The sequence below is a fragment of the Neorhizobium sp. DAR64860/K0K1 genome (assembly GCF_050500205.1).
Lineage (GTDB): Bacteria > Pseudomonadota > Alphaproteobacteria > Rhizobiales > Rhizobiaceae > Neorhizobium > Neorhizobium soli.
Genome location: NZ_CP191459.1, coordinates 2,578,315 through 2,595,670, shown reverse-complemented (window position 1 = coordinate 2,595,670; position 17,356 = coordinate 2,578,315). Strand labels below are relative to the sequence as shown.

Below are 17,356 nucleotides of genomic sequence, written 5' to 3'. Positions count from 1 at the left end.
AAAAAAGCCCACCAGTCAGCTGACTGGCGGGCCTTCATGGCAGGGAACGCTTTAGAGGTTAGGCTGCGATTGCAACCTTGCCGCGGCGTGCGTCGACCGAGTAGAGACCTGGGCCGTAGGTGGCGAGCAGGATGTAGGCGCCGGCCAGCGTCACGTTCTTCATCAGCATGATGCCGTTGAGCGTGTTGATCCAGCCGAGAGCGGCATCCGGCCAGCCGGGAACGGCAACGGTGCCCGAATGGAACATCACGCCGGTGAAGATGCAGAACAGGGCGATGGCCCAGCCGGCGATCTTGGTCTGGAAGCCGACGAGAACGGCAAGACCGGCAACGAATTCGAACAGGCCGGCGAGATAGGCAAGGGCAGTTGCAGCCGGCATGCCGGCGCCTGCGATCATGCCGGCAGTGCCTGCAGGATCGGCCAGCTTGCCGAAGCCGGCAAAGATGAACATGAACGACAGAAGAATGCGTGCGACGAGAATGATGATGTTGTTGGTGCTGGACATGGGAGGTCTCCGGGTTGCGGCGCTGGATCTTTCTCCCCGCCGCGTGTGAATTCTTGAACCGGACATTACCCGTTTCTGCCAAACGCGAAAGATGAACGATCGGAGACTGTTTGTCTCATAAAAGTGAACGATCAAGGCCATTTTAGAATGTGCAGAAAACCGCATATGCAAGTGAAGGTGAACGCAACCTTCAGCCGGGGTTCACCGTTTGGCACCTACCATCGGGTCGTTCTCACATTGAGTTCGACCTCGAACTAGGAGGAAGATATGAAGAAGATCGCCATCACCACGCTCGCACTCGTCATGGCGTCTGCATTTGCAGTGCCGAGCTTTGCGCAGACATACCGCAGCGAAAGCCGCGAAAACCGGCAGGAAAACCGGATCTACCGCGGTGCCGTCACCGGCAAACTGACGCCGCAGGAGCTTCGCAACATCGCTCGCCAGCAGAACCGCATCGATCGCGCCCAGAACCGCGCAGCCCGCGATGGCGTAATCACCCCGCGCGAGCGCCGCGAGATCGAGCGCCGCCAGAACAACGCGTCGCGCAACATCTACCGCAAGAACAACAACCGCCGCACGATGTACTAAGCCGCGCGGCACTTGCAACGACCCTCGACCGTCCGGCTCTGCCGGGCGGTTTTTTTATGGGCGCGAAACGAAAAAAGGCGGCCCGGAGACCGCCCTTTCGGTTCGTCAATGTGGTCGATCAGAACTCTTCCCAGTTAGAGGCGGCTGGCGCTAGCGAACCGAAGGCCGACGCAACCTTCTTGGCGAGGGTGCGTGCCGGCGAGGGGGTGGCGCGGGCGGTTGCGTGATCGGCAACGCGCACCGATGCGGACATTCCGCGGTCGCCTTCGGTGTTGAACCGGCCGACGAGCTCACGCAGGCGCTGGGCTTCCTGGGCAAGCGCCGCGCTTGCCGCCGTTGCTTCTTCCACCATCGCGGCGTTCTGCTGGGTTACCTGGTCCATCTGGTTGACGGCGACATTGACTTCCGACAGGCCGACCGACTGTTCCTTTGCGGACGTGGCAATCGCATCGAGCTGCGAATTGATCGCCACGACATGATTCTGGATCACCTGAAGCGCAGTGCCTGTGGCGCTCACCAGTTCGACGCCATTCTTGACTTCGGACGCCGAGTTCCGGATCAGGTCCTTGATCTCCTTTGCGGCCTGCGCGGAGCGCTGCGCGAGCTCGCGCACTTCCTGGGCAACCACCGCAAAGCCCTTGCCGGCTTCACCGGCGCGCGCCGCCTCAACGCCCGCATTGAGGGCGAGAAGGTTGGTCTGGAAGGCGATTTCGTCGATCACGCCGATGATGTTGGAGATCTGCGAGGACGACTGTTCGATCCGCTGCATCGCATCGACCGCTTTTGCAACGACGGCGCCGGACTGGGCAGCCGATTGATTGGCTTCGATCGCCATCGACCGGGCTTCCTCCGTGCGGCTGGTGGAGGTGCTGACATTGGCCGTGATCTGGTCGAGCGCTGCAGCTGTCTCTTCGAGCGAGGCGGCCTGCTGTTCGGTACGTTTCGACAGGTCGCCGGCGCTCTGGCTGAGTTCGCGGGATCCGCCGTCGATCGCGTTGGTGGCGTTGGCGACGGAGTGGAGCGTGTCGCGCAGCTTGGCGACCGAGTCGTTGAAATCCGCTCGCAAGCCTTCGAAGTCTGCGGCGAAAGCCCGGTCCAACTGGAAGGTCAGGTCTCCGGCCGAGAGCCGCTTGAGGCCTTCCGCCAGACCATTGGTCGCCTCGGCCATCGCCTCGCTGCGTTGGCGTTCGCTCTCCGCGTTGCGGACACGGTCCGCTTCCTGGGTCGTACGGTTCAGCTCGGCTTCGTGCCCATTTCCTTGCTGCGCAGAGCATTGTCCTTAAACACCTGCAAGGCCTTGGCCATGCTGCCGACCTCGTCGCGGCGGTCCGCGCCGGCCACCAGCGCCGACAGATCCCCGTTTGCAAGGGTCAGCATCGTGCGCTGCAAGTGCTGGATGGGTCGTGCAAGCCAGGCACGGATCAAGAAGAAGCCTGCGACGAGCACGAGGGCGAGACCTCCGATAACGGCCCCGAAAGTGGCGTAGATGGTTGTCTTCGCACTGGCGCTGAGATTTTCGCTTTCCTGATTTGCAGCTGTCATCACTTCGTCGGTCACCACCGTGAGTTTTTCGGTAACGGCCGCAAACTTCGGCTTGCAGTCCCTCATGAAGGCTTCCTGAGACGCCAGCACGGCAGCCTCGTCCGTGGCCTGAGCTGCGGCCTGAACCACAGGGCCGCAAGCGTCATTGAGAACGCTCAAACCTTCCGCCTTGATCGGCGCCAGCTTGGCATTAGCGGGAAGGGCCGCCATCGCCTTGTCCATCCAGCCACCAAAAGAGGATTTGGCTTTTTCAAACGCCGCAAGATTGCTCGCGTTCTCTTCGTCAGTGCGCGACACAAGCACGTCGCCAGCGGCAGCGTGCCCGGTCTGCATGTAGCGATTGGCGCGTGCAATTGCCAAAGTTGCCAGGCTTTCCTGCTGGAGAAGCCCGCCATACTCGCTATCCAGCGTTCGAATGCTGTTGCTGCTGTAGAAGGCAGTTGCGACGACGAATATGCCGAAGAACGACATGAGCGTCAGAAATTTACCGATCAAAGATACGTGCTTCATGGCAACCTGCGCGTTGGTGTTTGATTAAGCGCAGTTAATGTGAAGTTGCTTAGAAGAGCGTCACTGCCGAATTACTATTTTATACGAATAAAAATTATCAGTCCTTGTCGTTCGGTAAGTTCAGAGGGGGAAATGCTATGCATGCTGTATGCCTCAATAGCAGAAAGGGCGCCGGTTGCCCGACGCCCTTTCCGAAACACTGAACCTGAAGGATCAGATGTGCAGACCTTACGGCCTGATCACATCATGTCCATTCCGCCCATGCCGCCCATGCCGCCGCCGCCCATGCCGCCGCCAGCCGATTCCTTCTTAGGAAGTTCGGCAATCATGGCTTCGGTGGTGATCAGCAGCGAAGCAACCGAAGCTGCGTTCTGCAGAGCCGTACGAACGACCTTGACCGGGTCGACGATGCCCATGGCGATCATGTCGCCATATTCCGACGTCTGGGCGTTGTAGCCGAAGTTGTCGCTGTCGCCGTCGAGGATCTTGCCGACAACGATCGAAGCTTCGTCACCAGCGTTGGTTGCGATCTGGCGAACCAGCGACTGCAGCGCCTTGCGGACGATGTTGATGCCGGCTTCCTGGTCGTCGTTCGCGCCCTTGGACGTGATCTTGGTCGAAGCGCGCAGGAGTGCGGTACCGCCGCCTGGGACGATGCCTTCCTGAACGGCAGCGCGCGTCGCGTTGAGCGCGTCGTCGATGCGGTCCTTGCGTTCCTTGACTTCGATCTCCGTGGAGCCGCCGACGCGGATGACGGCAACGCCGCCAGCGAGCTTGGCAAGACGTTCCTGCAGCTTTTCGCGGTCATAGTCCGAAGAAGTTTCTTCGATCTGTGCCTTGATCTGTGCAACGCGGCCTTCGATGTCGGTCTTCTGACCGGCGCCGTCGACGATCGTCGTATTTTCCTTGGTGATCGAAACCTTCTTCGAACGGCCGAGCATGTCGAGCGTTACGGTTTCGAGCTTGATGCCGAGGTCTTCGGAGATGACAGTGCCGCCCGTCAGGATGGCGATGTCTTCCAGCATGGCCTTGCGGCGATCGCCGAAGCCAGGAGCCTTGACAGCAGCAATCTTCAGGCCGCCACGCAGCTTGTTGACGACGAGCGTTGCAAGAGCTTCGCCTTCGACGTCTTCAGCGATGATGAGGAGCGGCTTGCCGGTCTGAACGACAGCTTCGAGAACAGGCAGCATGGCCTGAAGGTTCGAAAGCTTCTTTTCGTGCAGAAGGATGTAAGCGTCGTCGAGATCGGCGACCATCTTTTCCGGGTTGGTCACGAAGTAAGGCGACAGGTAGCCGCGGTCGAACTGCATGCCTTCGACGACTTCGAGTTCGGTTTCAGCGGTCTTGGCTTCTTCGACGGTGATAACACCTTCGTTGCCGACCTTCTGCATGGCTTCAGCAATGTCACGGCCGACCTGTGCGTCGCCGTTTGCCGAAATCGTGCCGACCTGTGCAACTTCTTCCGAAGTCGAGATCTTCTTGGCGTTGGCCTGGAGATCCTTGACGACTTCTGCAACGGCGAGATCGATGCCGCGCTTCAGGTCCATCGGGTTCATGCCGGCGGCCACTGCCTTGTTGCCTTCGCGAACGATGGCCTGTGCAAGAACGGTAGCAGTCGTGGTGCCGTCGCCGGCGATGTCGTTGGTCTTCGAAGCAACTTCGCGGACCATCTGGGCGCCCATGTTTTCGAACTTGTCTTCAAGTTCGATTTCCTTGGCGACCGAAACACCGTCCTTGGTGATGCGCGGAGCGCCGAAGGACTTGTCGATGATGACGTTACGACCCTTGGGGCCGAGCGTGACCTTCACTGCGTCAGCGAGGATATCGACGCCGTGAAGCATCTTTTCGCGCGCGGTGCGGCCAAACTTGATTTCTTTAGCTGCCATGTTGGGAACTCCTGAAAAGGGGTGTCAGCAAATATTGGAAGAAGAGCAGTCGGCTAAAATCAGCCGATGATGCCCATGATGTCGGCTTCCTTCATGATCAGAAGGTCGACGCCATCGAGCTTGACTTCGGTGCCCGACCACTTGCCGAACAGAACGCGGTCGCCGACCTTGACGTCGAGTGCAACCTGCTTGCCGCTTTCGTCGCGGGCGCCAGGACCAACGGCGATGATTTCGCCTTCAGCTGGCTTTTCCTTGGCGGTATCGGGAATGATGATGCCGCCCTTGGTCTTTTCTTCAGACTCGACGCGCTTGACTACAACGCGGTCGTGCAGGGGGCGAAAATTGGTGCTTGTCATTGTCTAATCCCTCGATCAAATGACATGGACGGGTCTCAAGGACCCGCGGAGTGACGTTTAGCACTCATCTATCGAGAGTGCTAACGAGACCCGAGATAAGGATGGCTGCGAGCTGAGTCAAGAACGGGCTTGAAAAATTCAGGGCTCAAGGAGCGGCCATGCAGAATACGCTTAACGACCAAAACCCGGGCCCGGCGCCGAGCTTTCGTGAGCTCGTGGCGGTGTTTGCCCGGATCGGTGCCCTCAGTTTCGGAGGGCCTGCCGGACAGATCGGCATGATGCACAAGACTTTGGTGGAAGAAAGACGCTGGCTCTCGGAAGAGCGGTTTCTGCACGCCCTCAACTACTGCATGCTGCTGCCAGGCCCCGAAGCGCAGCAGCTGGCGACCTATATAGGTTGGCTGCTGTTCGGCGTGCGCGGCGGTATCGTTTCCGGTTTGCTTTTCGTCCTTCCCGGCCTTGCCATCATTCTGGGGCTTTCGGCGGCCTACGTCCTCTATCAGGATGCGACATGGCTTGCCGGCCTGTTCTTCGGCCTGAAGGCGGCGGTCCTTGCGATCGTCGTGGAGGCCGTGATCCGCCTCGGACGCCGGACGCTCAAAACCACATTCCTGCGCTGCGTCGCCGCCGCTGCCTTCGTGGCCCTGTTCTTCTTCAGCCTGCCGTTTCCGCTCGTCGTGTTTGCGGCCGGTCTCGCAGGCTATCTGATGACGCGGGCAGGGGGGCAGCAACCGCAAGACAGCGTCGCCAAAGAGGACAGTCCTCCCTGCGCGAAAACACCTGGTATCGCCCGCACGATCGCGACGCTTTCATTCTGGATCCTCGTCTGGCAGTCGCCTGTCCTGGTGCTCTGGGCCTTCGGTGCCCCGGACAGCCTTTCCAGTCTGTTCGCCTTCTTCTCCAAGATGGCGCTGGTCACCTTCGGCGGCGCCTATGCGGTTCTGGCCTATGTGGCGCAGGTCGCAGTCGCCGATTACGGCTGGCTGAAACCGGGCGAAATGCTGGACGGCCTGGCACTTGCCGAAACCACGCCGGGCCCGCTCGTGCTGGTTTTGTCCTTCGTCGGCTTTCTCGTCGGCTTCCGGGAAGCGTCCGGTCTCGGCCCCGTCACGGGCGGGATTGTCGGCGGCCTGCTTGTCGCCTGGGCAACCTTCGTGCCGAGCTTCGTCTTCATCTTTGCAGGCGCCCCCCTGATCGAGCGCCTGCGCGGCAACGCCCTTTTCTCCGGCGCGCTGTCTGCCATCACCGCCGCGGTCGTCGGCGTCATCCTCAACCTCGCGATCTGGTTCGGCCTGCATGTTCTGTTCAGAGAGGTTCGCCACGTCGATCTCTTTGCGCCAGCAGCATTTGGCCTTTCCGTCCCGGTCTGGTCCAGCCTCGATCCCGTCGCTCTTTTGCTTTTCGCAGCCTCCGCCATCATGCTGTTCGTCCTGAAGCTCGGCATGGTGCCGGTGCTCGCCATCAGCGCGGCGGCGGGTTTTCTCGCCCAGATCTTCCTGATGTCGTGAGGATCGTATCATTGCAAAAATATGAAGTTTTGCCGGGATCTACGTCGCGCGGCCCGCTTTCACCGCCTTCTCCCTTGTAATCTCGCCAACGGTTTGCGATGTCAGCCTCCTAATCGAGCAGGCAAAACCGGCAGGAACTTTTGACATGGCAAATCGCATCCAGAATTTGAACGACGTGATCGAGGGCTACGATGTCGTGCTTTCGGACGTCTGGGGCGTGGTCCATAACGGCGTCGAAGCCTTCCAGCATTCCTGCACGGCCCTGGCCGCCGCCAGAGAAGCCGGCGCCACTGTCGTCCTGATCACCAACTCGCCGCGTCCCGCACCCGGCGTCATCGAACAGATGAAGCAGCTCGGTGTTCCCGATGGAACCTATGACCGGATCGTCACCTCAGGCGATGTCACCCGCCATCTGGTCGCCGAAGGTCCGAAGAAGGTGTTTCTGCTGGGGCCTGAACGCGACCTCAATTTCTTCGACGGACTGGGTATCGAGATCGTTTCTGAAGCCGACGCCGATTGCGTCGTCTGCACCGGCTTCTTCGACGACGAGAAGGAAGTGCCCGAAGACTATACCCAGATGCTGACCACCTTCATTGCGCGCGACGTGCCGATGATCTGCGCCAACCCGGACCTGGTCGTCGAGCGCGGTCACCGGATCATTCCCTGCGCCGGTGCGGTCGCTGCCTACTACGAACAGCTCGGCGGCCAGGTGCGGGTTGCCGGCAAGCCGCACAAGCCGATCTACGACGAAGCGCTCTCGCTTGCCCGCAAGGAGCGCGGCGATGTCGACAAGGCGAGGGTTCTCGCAATCGGCGACGGCATGCCGACCGATGTTCGTGGCGCGCTTTCGCAAGGCCTCGACCTGCTTTATATCAGTGCCGGCATTCACATCGCGGAATATTCTGTCGATGGCGAAACCGATGAGGCGATCATGCAGGAATGGCTGAAAAGCGAGAACGCGGCGCCGAAATTCTGGATGCCGCGCCTCGCCTGATCCGGAACCTGTCATGACCGTATTTCACCGCAACGAAATGAAGGAGCCGCTGCCCGAAAGCCTCAAGGGCGGCGTCGTCGCGATCGGCAATTTCGATGGCGTCCATCGCGGCCATCGCAGTGTGCTCGATCGGGCGCTGGAACTCGCCAGTGAACGCGGCGTGCCCGCACTCGTGTTGACGTTCGAGCCGCATCCGCGCACCGTCTTCAAGCCTGACCAGCCTGTCTTCCGGCTGACGCCGGCACCGCTGAAGGCACGGCTCTTGGAAGCGATGGGATTTCGCTCCGTGATCGAGTACCCGTTCGACCGCGACTTCGCGACCCGTTCGGCAGAAGATTTCGTGAAGACGATCCTGACCGACTGGCTGGGCGCAAGCGCCGTCGTCACGGGCTTCGACTTCCATTTCGGCAAGGGCCGCGAAGGCGGACCGGCCTTCCTGATGACCGCCGGCGATCGTCACGACTTCACCGTGTCGCTGGTGGATGCGTTTCGCGATGAAAACGCGGAAGTCGTGTCGTCGAGCCGCATTCGCGATCTGATCGCCGAAGGAGACGTTGTCGCTGCGGCAGGCCTGCTCGGCTATCGCTACACGGTCGGAGCGGAAGTGATCGGCGGCGAACAGCTTGGCCGACAGCTCGGCTATCCCACAGCGAACATGAAGCTTGCCCCTGAAACGGAACTCAAGCCCGGCATCTACGCCGTGCGCTTCAGACGAGCCGACGGCACGCTGCATGACGGCGTTGCAAGCTACGGTCGCCGCCCGACGGTGACGGACGACGGTGCACCGCTCCTCGAAACCTATCTGTTCGATTTCTCCGGAAACCTCTACGGCGAGATCAGCTCGGTCTCCTTCTTCGGCTATCTGCGCCCCGAACTCAAATTCGACGGCCTCGACCCCTTGGTCGCGCAGATGAAAAACGACGAGGAAGAGGCGAGGGCACTGCTTTCAGGCGTAAAGCCGCTCGGCGAACTGGACATGAAGATCGCGTTTTAGGCTTTAGAGGCGCCTGTCCGACCCGGCGTCTTTCAGAATGGCATTCGCTGTGTGGCGGCTGAGAAGAGTGCGGGGTACGAGAATTATCTTCCCCGTCGCCTTCGATTGCCACTTTTCGTGAGAGCCCTTGGCATTCGTCAGGTAAACATAGCCGAGTTCTGAAATGATCGAGCGGACGGTCTTGTAAAAACCGTCCACCATCAGGCGGCCGCCGTCATCTCGGCGGGCCGTTGCCAGAGAATTGCCGGGATGAGGTCCTTCACCGGCGTCTGTGCCAGATCCTCTGCGGATATATGATTGGCAACGATGAGATCGATGGCTGCATCGAAGATGACGTCTTCAAAAGAATCCACGTCGGGCGCCTCGATATGAAGGCCCTCGATGTCGCTCTCCGAATAGAAGACCCTGGCTTCTTCATCCCAGACAGCTTTGATAAAGAATGTTCTCTTCACGGTGTCTACTCTGAAGGTCTGCGGTTTCCCGAAAACCATATATCTGTCATCAGTAGTCCGCAACGCAGGAATGATATCCCATGGCAACTCCACCCCGCAGGCCCGTAAACCCGATGGAAGCGGCCGAAGCGCTGTTCAAGCCGGTCAAGAAACCCGCTGCTCCGGCAGTGGAACGACGCGCCGCTCCTCAGGCAAAGGAACTCGTGTCCCTGAAGCTCGACAGCGCCGTGATCGAATATTTCCAGGACGACGGCCCCGGCTGGCAGGATCGCATCAACGATGCCTTGGTGGCGGTGATGAAGGCGAACCCGAAGGATTAACGGTCCTAGCCCGAAAAACTTTCGCCCGCGGTCAGTTCGCCGCGAGCAATGTCTGCCTTCTTCTGCAGAAATGCGAGATAATCCGGAGCCATCTTCTGCTGCAGGAGATAGTCCTGCATCAGGCCCAGCAGAACTTTCGATGGCGATTGATTGGCAGCCTCGGCAGCTTCCATGAACTCGTCATGCAGCGACCGATCGATCTGCAGTGTCAACGAAGCGTCTTTCGTCATCGGCGTTACCTCTCAGGCTGGAAGATACACGCTGTCCGAATTGCCAACAAGCGCGCAGGACGGGCTACCGTTTTGCCCCTTCCTTTCACCCGAAAAACACCGTAATAACCGCCCCCATGACAGATTTCCGGCGGGCCAGGATCATGGCCGCGATGATCATACGAATTATCGGCCCGGCCTTCCGCGCGGCTTGAACAGTCGGCCGGAGGGTCCGGGTTTTCGGCGCTTCCAGGAGCGCTTCTGCCACCGATTTCATCCGCATGCGCCCCTGTCCCGGCGCCAGAGACGATAGCCAATATGACCGATACAGTGACTGAAAAGCTCGATTACTCGAAGACCCTCTATCTGCCCGAGACCGAGTTTCCGATGCGCGCAGGCCTGCCGCAGAAAGAGCCGGAAACGGTTGCGCGCTGGCGCGAGATGGATCTCTACAAGAAGCTGCGCGCCTCTGCCGCCGGTCGCGAAAAGTTCGTCCTGCACGATGGCCCTCCCTATGCCAACGGCAACATCCACATCGGCCATGCGCTCAACAAGATCCTCAAGGACGTCATCACCCGCTCGTTCCAGATGCGCGGCTATGACGCCAACTACGTTCCCGGCTGGGATTGTCACGGTCTGCCGATCGAGTGGAAGATCGAGGAAGAGAACTACCGCGCCAAGGGCAAGGCCAAGCCCGACCTGAAGCAGCCGGATGCGATGATCGAGTTCCGCAAGGAATGCCGCGCCTATGCGCAGAAGTGGATCGCGATCCAGGCGGAAGAATTCAAGCGCCTCGGCATCGTCGGCGATTTCGACAAGCCCTACCTGACCATGGATTTCCACTCGGAAAGCCGCATCGCCGGCGAACTTCTGAAGATCGCGATGAGCGGCCAGCTGTATCGTGGGTCGAAGCCGATCATGTGGTCGGTTGTCGAGCGCACTGCGCTTGCCGAAGCCGAGGTCGAATACCACGATTACGAGAGCGACACGATCTGGGTGAAGTTCCCGGTAATGAAAGCAACCGGCCATAGCCGGCTTGATGGGGCAGGCACGCAAGAAGATGTCCAAGCAAGCGCCGGCGACCAGCTGCACGATCTTACGCAGGCATCAGTTGTCATCTGGACGACCACGCCTTGGACCATCCCGGGCAACCGCGCGATCGCCTATTCGCCGAAGGTCGCTTACGGGCTCTATGAAGTTACCGAAGCGGCTAACGACTTCGGTCCGCAGCCGGGCGAAAAGCTGATCTTTGCGGACAGCCTTTCAGCGGAATCTGCCGCAAAGGCGAAGCTTGCCTTCAAGCGTTTGGCAGATGTTTCTGCGCGCGAGCTTGCTTCGATGACAACTGCCCATCCCCTTAAGGACCTTGGCTACGACTTCACCGTCCCACTCCTCGCCGGCGACCATGTCACCGACGATGCCGGTACCGGTTTCGTCCACACCGCTCCGTCCCACGGCCGCGAGGACTTTGAGGCCTGGATGTCCAGCGTCAAGGAACTCGAAGCCCGCGGCATCGATCCGCGCATCCCGTTCCCGGTCGATGATAGCGGCACCTACACCACCGACGCCCCCGGTTTCGAGGGTGCTCGCGTCATGGATGACAACGGCAAGAAGGGCGATGCCAACGATCGCGTCATCAAGGCGCTGATCGAACGCAACGCGCTGTTTGCCCGTGGCCGCCTGAAGCACTCCTATCCGCATTCGTGGCGCTCCAAGAAGCCGATCATCTTCCGCAATACGCCGCAGTGGTTCGTCTATATGGACAAGGACCTCGCGGACGGAACGACGCTTCGCACCCGTGCGCTGACCGCCATCGACGATACCCGCTTCGTGCCCGCCGCCGGCCAGAACCGCCTGCGCGCCATGATCGAGCAGCGCCCGGACTGGGTTCTCTCCCGCCAGCGCGCCTGGGGCGTCCCGATCTGCGTGTTTGCGGATGAGGAAGGCAATGTCCTGCAGGACGAAGAGGTCAATGCCCGCATCCTGGAAGCCTTCGACGCCGAAGGGGCCGATGCCTGGTTTGCCGAAGGCGCCAAGGAACGCTTCCTCGGCAATGCCCATGACGGCGCCAAGTGGACGCAGGTCATGGATATCCTCGACGTCTGGTTCGATTCAGGCTCGACGCACACGTTTACCCTCGAAGACCGTCCGGACCTGAAATGGCCGGCCGACGTCTATCTCGAAGGCTCCGACCAGCATCGCGGCTGGTTCCATTCGTCGCTTCTGGAGTCGGCCGCCACCCGCGGCCGCGCGCCCTATGACACGGTCGTCACCCATGGTTTCACCATGGATGAGAAGGGCCAGAAAATGTCGAAGTCGCTCGGCAATGTCGTGGCGCCGCAGGATGTCATGAAGGATGCCGGCGCCGATATCCTGCGTCTCTGGGTCATGACCACCGACTATTGGGAAGACCAGCGCCTTGGCAAGACGATCATCCAGACCAATGTCGATGCCTATCGCAAGCTGCGCAACACCATCCGCTGGATGCTCGGCACGCTGGCCCACGACGATGGCGAAGAGATCGCTTATGCCGAGCTGCCGGAACTCGAAAAGCTCATGCTGCACCGCCTGTCCGAGCTGGATAAGCTGGTGCGTGAAGGCTATGACGCGTTCGAATTCAAGAAGATCGCCCGCGCGCTGATCGATTTCAGCAATATCGAACTCTCGGCCTTCTACTTCGACATCCGCAAGGACGCGCTCTATTGCGACGCCCCGTCGTCGCTGCGCCGTCGCGCCTCGCTTGCCGTCATCCGCAAGATCTTCGAATGCACGGTCACCTGGCTCGCACCGATGCTGCCCTTCACCACGGAAGAGGCATGGCTGTCCCTGAAGCCCGATGCCGTCTCCGTGCATCTAGAACAGTTCCCGGATGTGCCCTCCGAATGGAAGAACGATGCGGTTGCCGAGAAATGGGCAAAGATCCGCAAGGTTCGCTCGGTCGTCACAGGCGCGCTGGAAATCGAGCGCAAGGACAAGCGCATCGGTTCGTCGCTGGAAGCCGCTCCCGTCGTCCATGTCGCCGATGCCGAGCTTTTGAAGGCGCTGGAAGGACTGGATTTCGAAGAGACCTGCATCACGTCCGCGATCACGATCGTGGCAGACGAAGGCCCGCAGACAGCGTTCCGTCTGTCGGAAGTGTCGGGCGTATCGGTCGAGCCGAAGCCTGCGGACGGCGTCAAATGCGCCCGCTCGTGGCGCGTCACGACGGATGTCGGGTCCGATCCCGCCTGGCCGGATGTTTCGGCCCGCGATGCGGCGGCACTGACTGAACTGGCCAAGCTTGGCCGGCTTTGATGGCTTGCAGATTACCGGATGATTGCGCTTGCCCGCGTCATCCGGTATTCCTGCCTGAAATTGGCCGGAATGTTCCGGCACGAGATGACTTCCGGTTTTGAAGGCGTCAGGACGGGCGCCGATGGTAGGGGTTTGATGAAAACGACTTATGCGTTTCGTGCCGCGATCGGTGCGGTTGGCATGCTGGCTGCAACCGTGTCTCTTTCCGGCTGCATGGGCGGCCCGACCTATGGCACCGACAAGACGGCAATGGCCCAGCTCGGCGACGATCTTGGAGCAGCCGTGGCTCTCGGCAGCGCCCGCGATGAAGAAAAAGAAAAGCTGCGCTACAATCCCCGCCCGACGCTGGTCGTTGCCGGCAAGGGGCAGGCCAGCCTGCCGGCGCCCCAGCAGTCGCTCGCCAACCGCGAAAGCAACCCGAACTGGGTTGAATCTCCGGAAGAGACCCGTGCGCGCCTGCGTCTGGAAGCCAAGGAAAACGAAGGCAACAACAATTACCGTTCGCCGCTGATGGCCGGTCGTGGCCAGGGCGGTCAGATGACCGAAACGGAAAAATGGGAAGCCTTCCGCAAGGCCAAGCAGGATGTCGAAACGGTCAACATGGGCTCGCGCCGCCGTTCCCTGTCCGAGCCGCCGGCTGAATTCCGTGCCGCCGATGCCGCAACGCTTCAGGATCTCGGAGAACCCGAGAACGAGAAGGAGCGCCGTCGCAAGAAGGAAGCGCAGAGCGCAACCCAGGCGTCGAACAGCAGCTGGTGGAAGCCCTTCCAGTAAGACCTTGTCTTGCCTAATCCCGGCGTGAGCGAAAGAAGCCTGTCAGAATGTCGGCGGCTTCCCGCTCTCCGAGCCCGGAATAGACGTCCGGCGCGTGATGGCAGCTCGGTTGTGCAAAGAAACGCACGCCATTTTCCACAGCGCCCCCCTTCGGATCTCCCGCGCCGTAATACAGCCGGCGAATTCGCGCGAACGAAATCGCCGCCGCACACATGGTGCATGGTTCCAGCGTCACGTAAAGATCGGCACCACTAAGCCGTTCCTGGCCGAGAACCCCGGCCGCAGCCCGCATAACCGCAATCTCGGCATGCGCCGTCACGTCGTTCTTGGTGCGGGTCAGGTTGCCGGATCTGGCGATAATCTCGCCGTCCATGACCAGCACGGCACCCACGGGAACTTCGCCCTGTGCCGCTGCAAGCCTGGCTTCTGTGAGTGCGGCATCCATGAAACCGTCGCTCTTGGGCATTTCCGCGATTTCCTCTTAACCCGGCTCGCATGAACTGGTAGGAAGCATTCAACACGAAGCGCGCTGTGCGCGTGTTTCATCACCATCCACGAACACGAATGTCCGGTTCGTTTCCGTAGACATCATGCTTCAGGCAAACAACAAATGACTTCAAAAGACAAGCCGAAGCGCGGCGAAGCCAAAACCTTCATCCGCGAGATCAAGCCGAAATCTGCAGATGCTGCAGCCGGCAAGACAAAGACGGGGACGGGCTTCAAGAAACGGGCGCCCGCAAAGCCCGGTTCCGACGCGCCCCGCTCAGAACGTCCGCGCTCCGTTGCGCCGCGCGCTGAAAAGCCCCGTGGCGAAAACGCTGCCGCCGACAAGCCGGCAAAGCCGATGCGCCGTCAGGCAGCCTCTGCCGAAACGGCAGCGTCGGATGGCAAGCCCGAGCGCATTTCCAAGATCCTCGCCCGCGTCGGCGTGGCGTCCCGCCGCGATATCGAGCGGATGATCATGGATGGCCGTGTGTCGCTCAACGGCAAGGTTCTCGATACGCCTGTCGTCAACGTCACCTTCGACGATGCGATCGAGGTGGATGGCGTGCCGATCCGCGGTGTCGAGCGCACGCGCCTGTGGCTCTACCATAAGCCCGGCGGCCTGGTGACGACGAATTCCGATCCGGAAGGACGTCAGACCGTGTTTGAAAACCTGCCCGGCGAACTGCCGCGGGTGCTCTCCATCGGTCGCCTCGACATCAATACCGAAGGCCTGCTGCTTCTCACCAACGATGGCGGTCTGTCGCGCGTGCTGGAACTTCCGACCACCGGCTGGCTGCGCCGCTATCGCGTCCGCGCCCATGGCGAGGTGGATCAGGAATTGCTCGACAAGCTGAAGGACGGCATTGCCGTCGATGGCGTTCTCTATGGCTCGATCGAAGCCACGCTCGACCGTTCGCAGGGCCGCAACGTCTGGATCACCATGGGTCTTCGCGAAGGCAAGAACCGCGAGATCAAGAACGTCCTCGGCGCGCTCGGGCTTGAAGTCAACCGCCTGATCCGTATCTCCTACGGCCCGTTCCAGCTCGGTGACCTGCCGGAAGGCGAGGTCATGGAAGTGCGCGGCCGCACGCTGCGCGACCAGCTCGGTCCGCGCCTGATCGAAGAAGCGAAGGCGAATTTCGACGCGCCGATCTACAACGAAACGCCTGCCGCTGCTGAAGACGAGAAGCCGGCGCGCTCCTCCCGCTCCGAATGGTCGAGCCCGGCGGATCGCCCGGCACGTCCTCGCGACGAGGACAGACGCGAGCGCTCGCTCGGCCGTCTCGATACCAAGGCGACCGAACGCAAGTTCTCCGAAAAGCCGGCCGGCAAATTCGGCGCAAAGCCCGAGGGCAAGTTCGGCGCAAAGCCAGGCTTCAAGTCCAACGACCGTGATCTCGGCGACGAAAAGCCGAAGAAGCGTCCGCCGATGGGCACCAGCCGCACCGCCAATGTCTGGATGGCGCCGGGTGCGCGTCCAAACGCCGACGGCAGCGTCCGGGCGGTTTCCGCTCGTGCCCAGGCAGAGCAGCTGTTCAGGAAACAGGTGCCGGAAAATGACCGCCGCGTGATCGTGAAGCGCGCCGATGACGACGCCGACTGGATCCGTGCGGATTCTCCGCCGGAGCCGGAAAAGGGCGAATTCGGCGCCAAGCGTTCCTTCGGTGACAAACCCCGCGGTGACAAACCCCGTGGCGACAAGCCGAGAAGCGACAGACCCCGCAGCGATAGCCCCCGCGGTGACAGCCCGAGAGGCGAGCGCTCCTTCGGCGACCGCAAGCCACGCGAAAGCGGCGATCGTCCCTATGGCGACAAGCCCCGTGGCGAGCGTTCGTTCGGTGATCGTCCCTCCCGTGGAGATCGTCCGACAGGTGACCGCCCAAGCGGCGACCGTCGCCCGCGTCAGGATGGTGACCGTCCCGCCCGTGCGTTCAACGCCGGAGAAGGCCGCTCCGATCGTCCGCGCTCGGATCGCCCTTATGGTGACAGGCCTGCGCGTGGTGACCGCCCGACGGGTGACCGCCCAACACGTGACCGGCCAACGGGCGACCGTCGCCCGCGCGAGGATGGTGATCGTCCCGCACGCTCGTTCAGTGCTGGAGAAGGTCGTCCCGATCGTCCGCGCTCGGATCGTCCGTTCGGTGACAAGCCCGCGTTCGGCGATAAGCCCAGAGGTGCACGGCCTGCCGGCAAATCCTTCGGTGGCAAGCCGAGCGGTGGTAAGCCAAGCTTTGGCGGTAAGCCGTCCGGTGGCAAGCCTTCGGGTGGCCGCCCCTCGGGTGGCAAGCCCGGCGGACGTCCGGCTGGCGCTCGATCAGGCGGCCCAGGTGGAAAACCGCGGACCCCGAGAGGCTGATCCGTGCGCATCGTAGGGGGTGAATTCCGCGGCCGCACGCTCGCCACGCCGAAAACCAGCGCGATCCGGCCGACCATCGACCGGACGCGCGAAAGCCTGTTCAACATCATCGGCCATGTCTATCCGCAGGCGCTGGATGGCACGCGGGTGATCGATCTTTTCGCCGGCACCGGTGCCGTCGGACTGGAAGCCGTCTCGCGCGGCTGTCGTCATGCGCTGTTCGTCGAAAACGGTGTCGAAGGTCGCGGTCTCCTGTGGGAGAACATCGACGCTTTCGGCCTGCATGGCCGCGCCCGCATCCTGCGCCGCGATGCCACCAAGCTCGGCCCGGTCGGTACGCTGGAACCCTACAACTTCCTCTTCGCCGATCCGCCTTATGGTCAGAAGCTGGGTGAGGGGGCTCTGTTTGCCGCCCATGTCGGCGGCTGGCTGGTGCCCGGCGCACTCGCGATTCTCGAAGAACGCGCCGATGTGACGGTTGAAGTCGATCCGGCCTACAAGCTGCTCGAAAGCCGAACATTCGGCGATACGCGGATGGATTTCTTCCGCTACGAGCCGGCCTGAGCAAAGGCGGGAGGCGAT

Annotated in this window: 15 protein-coding genes and 1 pseudogene; 9 read left to right on the top strand and 7 right to left on the bottom strand. The window is 61.3% G+C overall.

The features are described from left to right. Window positions 1-58 precede the first annotated feature (58 nt). Window positions 59-505, bottom strand: coding sequence for a DoxX family protein (locus tag ACQY1J_RS17270; protein ID WP_062453720.1), 447 nt, complete (start codon window positions 503-505; stop codon window positions 59-61). 267 nt (window positions 506-772) lie between these two features. Between ACQY1J_RS17270 and ACQY1J_RS17265 the strand changes: the two genes are divergently transcribed. Further along, window positions 773-1,093: a hypothetical protein gene (locus tag ACQY1J_RS17265; RefSeq protein ID WP_113165583.1), complete on the top strand. Its 321-nt coding sequence runs from the start codon at window positions 773-775 to the stop codon at window positions 1,091-1,093. Between the two features lie 118 nt (window positions 1,094-1,211). On the opposite strand, the pseudogene ACQY1J_RS17260 reads toward ACQY1J_RS17265, so the two are convergent. The 3 genes and pseudogenes from ACQY1J_RS17260 to groES form a co-directional block, all read right to left on the bottom strand. After that, window positions 1,212-3,145 (bottom strand): annotated as a pseudogene (locus ACQY1J_RS17260) (methyl-accepting chemotaxis protein). A 239-nt stretch (window positions 3,146-3,384) separates the two neighbouring features. Beyond that, on the bottom strand, window positions 3,385-5,031 hold the full coding sequence (gene groL, locus ACQY1J_RS17255) for a chaperonin GroEL (protein WP_062453717.1): 1,647 nt from the start codon (window positions 5,029-5,031) through the stop codon (window positions 3,385-3,387). A 59-nt stretch (window positions 5,032-5,090) separates the two neighbouring features. After that, window positions 5,091-5,387 (bottom strand): co-chaperone GroES, encoded by a 297-nt coding sequence (gene groES / locus ACQY1J_RS17250; RefSeq protein ID WP_062453716.1) that lies wholly within the window; start codon window positions 5,385-5,387, stop codon window positions 5,091-5,093. Between the two features lie 158 nt (window positions 5,388-5,545). On the opposite strand from groES, the gene chrA reads away from it, so the two are divergent. From chrA to ACQY1J_RS17235, 3 genes are all read left to right on the top strand, one after another. Then, complete coding sequence (chrA, locus tag ACQY1J_RS17245) at window positions 5,546-6,895, top strand: chromate efflux transporter (protein WP_430250412.1); 1,350 nt, start codon at window positions 5,546-5,548, stop codon at window positions 6,893-6,895. Window positions 6,896-7,040: 145 nt separating this feature from the next. Then, complete coding sequence (locus ACQY1J_RS17240) at window positions 7,041-7,889, top strand: TIGR01459 family HAD-type hydrolase (protein WP_430250411.1); 849 nt, start codon at window positions 7,041-7,043, stop codon at window positions 7,887-7,889. Window positions 7,890-7,902: 13 nt separating this feature from the next. After that, complete coding sequence (locus ACQY1J_RS17235; protein ID WP_430250410.1) at window positions 7,903-8,883, top strand: bifunctional riboflavin kinase/FAD synthetase; 981 nt, start codon at window positions 7,903-7,905, stop codon at window positions 8,881-8,883. A gap of 200 nt (window positions 8,884-9,083) precedes the next feature. Here the strand turns inward: ACQY1J_RS17235 and ACQY1J_RS17230 are convergent, their stop codons facing one another. Beyond that, entirely contained in the window at window positions 9,084-9,335 is a 252-nt protein-coding gene (locus tag ACQY1J_RS17230; RefSeq protein WP_162728240.1) for a DUF1902 domain-containing protein, read from the bottom strand. 80 nt (window positions 9,336-9,415) lie between these two features. Between ACQY1J_RS17230 and ACQY1J_RS17225 the strand changes: the two genes are divergently transcribed. After that, window positions 9,416-9,655 carry a BrnA antitoxin family protein gene (locus ACQY1J_RS17225; RefSeq protein ID WP_092661361.1) on the top strand — a complete coding sequence of 80 codons (240 nt, stop codon included), beginning with the start codon at window positions 9,416-9,418 and terminating at the stop codon, window positions 9,653-9,655. Window positions 9,656-9,660: 5 nt separating this feature from the next. Here ACQY1J_RS17225 and ACQY1J_RS17220 read toward each other — a convergent pair whose 3' ends face one another. Further along, window positions 9,661-9,885, bottom strand: coding sequence for a hypothetical protein (locus ACQY1J_RS17220; RefSeq protein ID WP_430250409.1), 225 nt, complete (start codon window positions 9,883-9,885; stop codon window positions 9,661-9,663). 297 nt (window positions 9,886-10,182) lie between these two features. Here ACQY1J_RS17220 and ileS point away from each other — a divergent pair, with 297 nt between their 5' ends. Together ileS and ACQY1J_RS17210 are read left to right on the top strand one after the other, a co-directional pair. Then, window positions 10,183-13,158 (top strand): isoleucine--tRNA ligase, encoded by a 2,976-nt coding sequence (ileS, locus tag ACQY1J_RS17215; RefSeq protein WP_430250408.1) that lies wholly within the window; start codon window positions 10,183-10,185, stop codon window positions 13,156-13,158. Window positions 13,159-13,293: 135 nt separating this feature from the next. Then, on the top strand, window positions 13,294-13,932 hold the full coding sequence (locus ACQY1J_RS17210) for a hypothetical protein (protein ID WP_062454852.1): 639 nt from the start codon (window positions 13,294-13,296) through the stop codon (window positions 13,930-13,932). 13 nt (window positions 13,933-13,945) lie between these two features. Here the strand turns inward: ACQY1J_RS17210 and ACQY1J_RS17205 are convergent, their stop codons facing one another. Further along, entirely contained in the window at window positions 13,946-14,398 is a 453-nt protein-coding gene (locus ACQY1J_RS17205; RefSeq protein WP_113165577.1) for a nucleoside deaminase, read from the bottom strand. 144 nt (window positions 14,399-14,542) lie between these two features. Here ACQY1J_RS17205 and ACQY1J_RS17200 point away from each other — a divergent pair, with 144 nt between their 5' ends. Continuing rightward, window positions 14,543-16,774 carry a pseudouridine synthase gene (locus tag ACQY1J_RS17200; protein ID WP_430250407.1) on the top strand — a complete coding sequence of 744 codons (2,232 nt, stop codon included), beginning with the start codon at window positions 14,543-14,545 and terminating at the stop codon, window positions 16,772-16,774. Window positions 16,775-16,777: 3 nt separating this feature from the next. Next, window positions 16,778-17,338, top strand: coding sequence for a 16S rRNA (guanine(966)-N(2))-methyltransferase RsmD (rsmD, locus tag ACQY1J_RS17195; protein WP_113109555.1), 561 nt, complete (start codon window positions 16,778-16,780; stop codon window positions 17,336-17,338). The last annotated feature ends 18 nt before the right edge of the window (window positions 17,339-17,356 follow it).

Bases quoted from the DNA above. Each gene is read 5' to 3' on its own strand.
- ACQY1J_RS17270 (WP_062453720.1), bottom strand. From the start codon at position 505: ATGTCCAGCACCAACAACATCATCATTCTCGTCGCACGCATTCTTCTG.
- ACQY1J_RS17265 (WP_113165583.1), top strand. From the start codon at position 773: ATGAAGAAGATCGCCATCACCACGCTCGCACTCGTCATGGCGTCTGCA.
- groL (WP_062453717.1), bottom strand. From the start codon at position 5,031: ATGGCAGCTAAAGAAATCAAGTTTGGCCGCACCGCGCGCGAAAAGATG.
- groES (WP_062453716.1), bottom strand. From the start codon at position 5,387: ATGACAAGCACCAATTTTCGCCCCCTGCACGACCGCGTTGTAGTCAAG.
- chrA (WP_430250412.1), top strand. From the start codon at position 5,546: ATGCAGAATACGCTTAACGACCAAAACCCGGGCCCGGCGCCGAGCTTT.
- ACQY1J_RS17240 (WP_430250411.1), top strand. From the start codon at position 7,041: ATGGCAAATCGCATCCAGAATTTGAACGACGTGATCGAGGGCTACGAT.
- ACQY1J_RS17235 (WP_430250410.1), top strand. From the start codon at position 7,903: ATGACCGTATTTCACCGCAACGAAATGAAGGAGCCGCTGCCCGAAAGC.
- ACQY1J_RS17225 (WP_092661361.1), top strand. From the start codon at position 9,416: ATGGCAACTCCACCCCGCAGGCCCGTAAACCCGATGGAAGCGGCCGAA.
- ACQY1J_RS17220 (WP_430250409.1), bottom strand. From the start codon at position 9,885: ATGACGAAAGACGCTTCGTTGACACTGCAGATCGATCGGTCGCTGCAT.
- ileS (WP_430250408.1), top strand. From the start codon at position 10,183: ATGACCGATACAGTGACTGAAAAGCTCGATTACTCGAAGACCCTCTAT.
- ACQY1J_RS17210 (WP_062454852.1), top strand. From the start codon at position 13,294: ATGAAAACGACTTATGCGTTTCGTGCCGCGATCGGTGCGGTTGGCATG.
- ACQY1J_RS17205 (WP_113165577.1), bottom strand. From the start codon at position 14,398: ATGCCCAAGAGCGACGGTTTCATGGATGCCGCACTCACAGAAGCCAGG.
- ACQY1J_RS17200 (WP_430250407.1), top strand. From the start codon at position 14,543: ATGACTTCAAAAGACAAGCCGAAGCGCGGCGAAGCCAAAACCTTCATC.